Annotated in this window: 8 protein-coding genes; all 8 read left to right on the plus strand. The window is 69.3% G+C overall.

Annotated features, from left to right (window positions below; all coding sequences use genetic code 11):
* Positions 1-138 precede the first annotated feature (138 nt).
* The 8 genes from JZ792_RS32970 to JZ792_RS33005 all read left to right on the plus strand — a co-directional run bounded on the left by JZ792_RS32970 (position 139) and on the right by JZ792_RS33005 (position 5979).
* Positions 139-795, plus strand: coding sequence for a magnesium chelatase domain-containing protein (locus tag JZ792_RS32970; RefSeq protein ID WP_216916804.1), 657 nt, complete (start codon positions 139-141; stop codon positions 793-795).
* Positions 750-1655 (plus strand): ATP-binding protein, encoded by a 906-nt coding sequence (locus JZ792_RS32975; RefSeq protein ID WP_216916805.1) that lies wholly within the window; start codon positions 750-752, stop codon positions 1653-1655. Before JZ792_RS32970 ends, JZ792_RS32975 begins: the two co-directional genes overlap by 46 nt.
* 152 nt (positions 1656-1807) lie before the next feature.
* The gene (locus JZ792_RS32980; protein WP_216916806.1) at positions 1808-2407 is read left to right on the plus strand and encodes a hypothetical protein; all 600 of its coding nucleotides are present in this window, start codon (positions 1808-1810) and stop codon (positions 2405-2407) included.
* A gap of 122 nt (positions 2408-2529) precedes the next feature.
* Positions 2530-3234 (plus strand): hypothetical protein, encoded by a 705-nt coding sequence (locus JZ792_RS32985; RefSeq protein ID WP_216916807.1) that lies wholly within the window; start codon positions 2530-2532, stop codon positions 3232-3234.
* Positions 3235-3276: 42 nt separating this feature from the next.
* A complete protein-coding gene (locus JZ792_RS32990) occupies positions 3277-3924 on the plus strand; it encodes a hypothetical protein (RefSeq protein WP_216916808.1) in 648 nt (215 codons plus the stop codon).
* Positions 3925-4023: 99 nt separating this feature from the next.
* Entirely contained in the window at positions 4024-4857 is an 834-nt protein-coding gene (locus tag JZ792_RS32995; RefSeq protein WP_216916809.1) for a class I SAM-dependent methyltransferase, read from the plus strand.
* Between the two features lie 51 nt (positions 4858-4908).
* On the plus strand, positions 4909-5481 hold the full coding sequence (locus JZ792_RS33000; protein WP_216916810.1) for a hypothetical protein: 573 nt from the start codon (positions 4909-4911) through the stop codon (positions 5479-5481).
* 213 nt (positions 5482-5694) lie between these two features.
* On the plus strand, positions 5695-5979 hold the full coding sequence (locus JZ792_RS33005) for a hypothetical protein (RefSeq protein WP_216916811.1): 285 nt from the start codon (positions 5695-5697) through the stop codon (positions 5977-5979).
* The last annotated feature ends 21 nt before the right edge of the window (positions 5980-6000 follow it).

Below are 6000 nucleotides of genomic sequence, written 5' to 3' on the forward strand. Positions count from 1 at the left end.
GTTGCCCTGCTGCGGCTTCCCGCCCCCTTGTCCCCCGCCTTGAGATCGGAGATCCATCATGGCTTCCAGTCCTGTCCGCCAGGCGGTTTCGACCCGCCGTCGGCCCCTGCCCGTCGACCGGCGCGTTGAGGGTGGCCGGTGAGGGGCGCGGTGGCGTGGTCGGTGATCGTGGCCGGACTCACCGGGCACCCACGCGAGGTGACGGCCGAAGTCACCCCGGGACTGCCCTCGCTCACCGTGACCGGTCAGTTAGATGACCAGGTGCCCGCGTGTCTCGACCGGGTTCGCACGGCGATCACCGCCAGTGGCCAGGACTGGCCGCAGGCCCGGGTCACACCCACCATGTCGCCGCCGGTCGGTTCCGTCATCGACGGTATGGATGATCTCGCCGTGGCGGTAGCGGTCCTCGCTGCCGCCACCCCGGCCACGATCTCCGCGTCGCGGCTGGCCGGGGTGGCACTGCTCGGGCGACTCGCCCCCGACAGCACACTGCGGGCCGTGCGCGGGATCCTGCCCGCGGTCCTGGCCGCCCGCGACCACGGCCACACCACCGTGATCGTGCCACGCGAAAGTTCGACCGAGGCCGCTCTCACATCGGGGATCACTGTTCTCGGTGCCGATCACCTCGCCGCGGTGTTGGCCTGGCTCAGCGGCGCCGACGACGCCCTGTCCAGTCCTGTCGCTGTCGCGGTGCCGCCGGAATTCACCGGTGTCGATCTCAGGGACATCCGTGGTCACTTCCGGGCGCGGTGGGCCCTCGAGGTGGCTGCGGCCGGGGACACCACCTGCGCCTGATCGGGCCACCAGCGGCCGGGCTCGGCGCACTCGCCCGACGCCTGCCCGGACTACTTCCGCGCCTCACCGAGACCGAATCACTCCAGGTCCAGGTGATCGCGTCGCTGACCGGCACCCTGCCCGAGGGGCCGCTCGCACCGATCAGCGCACGCCCCTACGTCGAGGTCCACCATTCCGCGAGTGCTCGTGCGTTGTCGGGCAGCGCCGCCACGGTACGTCCCGGCGCATTGGCCCGCGCTCATCTCGGTGTGCTGCACCTGGAGTCCTATCCCGAACTGCACGACCGCACCATCGAGGCGTTACGGGTCGCGCTGGACGACGGTGAGGTCGTCGTCGCCAACCGGGACAGTCTGCTGCGCCTGCCCTGCGACACCGTCGCGGTATTCACCTCGGCCGAATGCCTGTGCCCAGGAATACGCGACACCGCGTGTGCTTGCCCGGCCGCGGCAAAACGCCGTCACCGGGAACGTCTGCACAGTGTGCTGGCCGAGCGGGTCGACATCACCGTGCGCGAGGACCCCGACACCCGTGGCGGCTTCGGAGACGACTCGCGTGAATCCAGCGCGCAGGTCCGTACACGGGTGAGCGCCGCACGTGCGGCGGCGGTCCGGCGGTGGCGCGAGTACGGCTACACCAGCAATGCCCGCGTCCCCGCACCGCTGATGCGTCGACAGTTTCCGTTGTCGCGCGAGCAGGCAGCACCGCTCGAGGCGGCGCTGGGATTGGGCCGGATCACCCGCCGGGGCGCCGAGAGGACCCTCGCGGTCGCGGTCACTATCGCCGACCTGCGTGGCGCCGATCATCCCGGCACCCACGACATCGTCGAAGCCCTGCACCTGCGCGGATCCGACACACCATAGGACCGCTCGCCCCCGACACCGCACCCCACACGCCCACGACCGCCGAGGGCACAGCGCGGGCGCCTCGAAATCCACTGCCGGATCGGCCCATACGCCACCTCGCCCTACACCGGCTGCGGTGTTGTCGTTCCCTTCAAAGGAGTCATCGCCCCATGTCCACACCCGCGCCCACCGACCCGCCCGCCACCGATATCCGCACCCGGATCGAGACCTCTCACGCACGTGCCGAAGGCTTCGTCTGGGGTGTGCTGCACATCCAGTACCCGTCCACCCCCGAAGCCGCCACCGCGCGAGCGTTCGCGTCCGCCTACGCCGAGCGTGTCACCGAATCCCTCACCAGTGAGGGTGTTCTCGTGCCGGGTTTGGCGGAGGCGTGGGTCGCGTGGCGGGTCGCCGGTGACCTGACCGCGAACCTGGCCCCCGCCCGGGTCTCGGTCGAGCGGGTGCCGCGTTTCGAGGAGTACGACGCGGCGTTGGGGAACCGGACGGCGTGGTGGCTGTGTGCCGAGGCTCTCGGGTATGTGCGTGGCTGGTGTGACGCGGCCGGTGTCGGGTCCGGTGACGCGGTCGATTTCGCCCACGCCTACGCCGTGCTCGTGGCCGCGGGCGGGTCGCGACCCAATATCGCCGACGCCTGGACCAACTGGCGCTCCGGCCGCCCCCTCACCGCCTTCGGCACAGCGCACCTCGATCAGCCCATCCCGGAAGCCCACACACCGATCCAGGCACCGGCAGAGCGGATTCCGCGATGAACAGCGCCGAGCACCTCACCCGCAGCCCGCCTCGCCCCGTGACATCTACCCGTTTGCGGTGTCGTACTCGCCGCACCGTTCCCGGCGACAACAACCCGGGCCCGACTGAACGGAGAACTCCCGTGATCGATACCTTCGCCTGGACGGTGACCCTCACCGGCTCCGGTGGCACCGAACTGGCCATGATCGCCGCGAGTTTCACCGCCGCGGCGGACCCGGTCGCCGAATCGGTGCTCGCGTACCCGGTCTCGCCCGAGCCCCGGAATCGGGTCCGGGCGGGTCTGATCAACAGCGACGCCGGATATCCGAACGACCCGTATCGCCTCTACCGACTCGGAGGCTCCGGCCACCGGCCACCGCACGATCTGGCGGTCGCGGTCACCGTGCACCAACTCGCCCTCGACCCGCCGTGGCGGGGGCTGCTCGACCATGTCGTGTTCCTCGCCGAGGTCGGCCTCGACGGCCGCCTGCGCCCCAGCCACCCACCCCACACACTGAGGACCATGATCGCGGCGGCAGCGCGCCTGGAATTCCGGTACGCCCTCATCGCCGCAGGCGAAAACACCGACGACCTCGACGGGATCGAGGGCATCGAGGGCATCACCGTCGTGGCCCACGCCGATCTTCGGGGAGTCCTCGACTGGCTCGAGGCGCTGCCCAACCACCAGCCCGCTGCCGCCGCTTCACCGGAGTTGCCCGGGATGCGTATCGCCCACAACCTCGACCCCGCCCGGATCCGCGGAGGGCGGGCAGTCCTCGACGGTTCCGGCAGCGACGCCGACCGGTCACCGACCTCGTCGACGCCACCGAGCAAGGACAACTGTTGACCATCCGCGCCCTCGTGGCGCCCGCATCGGGAGGAGACCAGCATGGGTTCGACCGGATACCAGGTGTCGGCCTCGGTCGACACCCACCGCTTCGTCCTGGACAACCTACGCGAACAACTGCGCGACAGGCACCGGGTCGTGGCCCACTGCCGCACCGCGTTGGGCACCGGCCACCGGGGCGGCTGGTCCTATGCCCTCTACGCCGCGATCACCGACACCACCACGCCGGTGACGGTGTCGGCGCACGTGGTGCTGTACCTGCGCAGCCACCATGCCGGGACCTCCGAGATCGTCGTCAAACACCTGCACGAGACCGAAGGACCCGTCCAGCACCACGGCGTCACCCGCCGCGTACTCGAAGCTCTCACCCCCACCGAACATCCGCATGCCTGCCAGTGGCGCACCGACGCGCTCCAGCACCACCGCGCTGTGGCTGATGCCCGCCGACGCGCCCGCGACGCGGTCGGGGCGGTCATCCGGTTGGACCGCGCCTACACCTACGGCCACGGCATCGGCGCCGTCCAACAGGTCATGGTGTGCTCCCCCACCCAGTGGCGGCGCGCCGAGATCACCGATGCCGGGACCGTCACGAACAGTCCCCTGCTGCGCGCCGCCCCAGGGTGGGCGCTGCATGCATTCGAGATCCTGCGCGCACCCGCACAACCCGCGCCGCACACCCCACGCACCTGAAACCCGCACGACACCAACCATTTTCCACATCCCATCCACCTTTCGCCGAACCCCTGTGCCCGGGGTGCGGCGTCTTTCTGTGTTCGGAGGTCGATCGTCATGGGCAGACTCACTCGCGCGCAGGCCGACGCGCATCGCGAAGCACTCGGGTTGGCCGGTCTGCACCGCGATCTGGACGAGGAGGAGAAACGCTTCGTCCTGGCCCACTACCAGGAGTCGACCGGCCAGACCCGCGCCGCGCAAGGCGCGTTCTTCACCCCGACCGATCTGGCGGACTGTATGTCGCTGGATGTGGTCGGTAACCGGGTGATCGACCTGTGCGCCGGGATCGGCGCGCTGGCTTTCGCCTGCCGCAACCTCTCAGAGCAGGCCAACGGGCGACCGGCGCGCGAAATCGTCTGTGTGGAAGCTGATCCCGCATTCGTGGCCGTCGGGATGAAGCTGGTTCCCGAGGCCACCTGGGTCTGCGCCGATGTGTTCGATATCGGTCGCTACCGGTGGCGGTTGTTCGATACCGCGATCGCCAACCCGCCTTTCGGCAACCGTCCTCGCACCGGCAACGCCCCCGGATACCTCGGATCCAAATTCGAATATCACGTGATCGCTTTGGCTTCCCACCTTGCTCGTCACGGCGTTTTCCTGGTCCCGCAGAGTTCAGCGCCCTTCAAGTACAGCGGGGGCCAGGCGATGCGCGACGGGCAAGGCGACGCCGAGTACAAGCGCTTCTCCTCCGGCACCGGCATCACCCTCGAACCCGGATGCAGTGTCGATACCGCCTTCCACGACCCGTACTGGCATCAGCGACCGCCCCGGACCGAGATCGTCACCACCGAGTTCGGTGACAGCGCCCTCGCCCGTCGCCGCCGCGCCCGCACCCGACCACACGCCGCAGTGGAGACCCCGGTGTGGGACCGGCCAGCCCGCGCCAGCTGACCACACCCCCAACCTTTTTCGCGCGTCGACCGATAGGAGTTCGGATTCGTCATGCCCACACCAGGTTTCAGCCTCTCGACCGATACCAATACTGCCGAATACGGGGCTTCCTACACCCTGTTCCGCACCGACGAGGCACCGTTGACCGGGACGGTGTTCACCGACATGGGCGAACACGCCGTCCTGGTCGACGGGATCCCCGCGCGCCGGTCGATGGTGATCGTGCGGTTTTTCGGTCTGCGCGCCCACGGTGAGCCGTTGGGCAATCCGCGGGTGCTGGCCCGGTTCACACCCGGTGACCCGGGGCGTGGGGCCGCGGCGGCGGTGTGTCTGGGTGAGCCCGGCCGCTTGGTGCTCGACCTCGGGCACCCGCTCGACACCGTCGATGCAGATTTGCGGGAGTTGTTGTGCGACATCGTTATCGAGATCGCCGCCGAGTTCCTGACCGACGAACGCGCCGCCCATCACCGCCACTACCGCGCCGATCTACGCCGCCAGGACATCGCCGCCGAGCTGGGGACCCTCGACGTGCGCCAGCAGCGCGGCTTCCGACGCCTGGCGGCGGCGCGCGCCGACACCGACGCCGCCTGGGCGCTCGTGCAGGCCCTGCGCCAACAAACCTGACCAGCCCCGCTCTGCGCCCGATCCGAACCGATCGCAGTCACCTGGAGGAGTTTCGATGACGCTCGATACCGACCCGGTATTCGCCGCGACGGTGCTCGAAGATCTGCGTGCGGTGTTGGCGTACGCGGAGATCGGCGAGGAACGCGACTACGACGAATGCGACCTGCACGATCGAGCCCATCACATCCTGCACCCGATCCGACGCCTGAACGCGTGGCTCGACGGTACCGCGATCCGACACCGTGTTTCGCCTACATCCAGCAGGGCGGGACGAGCACCGAGTACTACCTCCACGCCTTCGATACCGCCGCCGAAGCCGAGAACGGACGCCGCGACTGCGGGCAAGACGTGGGAGGCGGCTTCAACACCACCCGGGTCGTGGCGATACCCGCGCTCACCAGCGAACAACTCGACGCGATCGAAGAACTCATCCAACAGCTCGACAACCCGCACCGCGCCGCCACTGCCCAGGACGACCCTCCCGTCCCGAACACCTGACCCGGCCGCGCACACCACCCC

The sequence above is a fragment of the Nocardia noduli genome, from assembly GCF_019038455.1.
Lineage (GTDB): Bacteria > Actinomycetota > Actinomycetes > Mycobacteriales > Mycobacteriaceae > Nocardia > Nocardia noduli.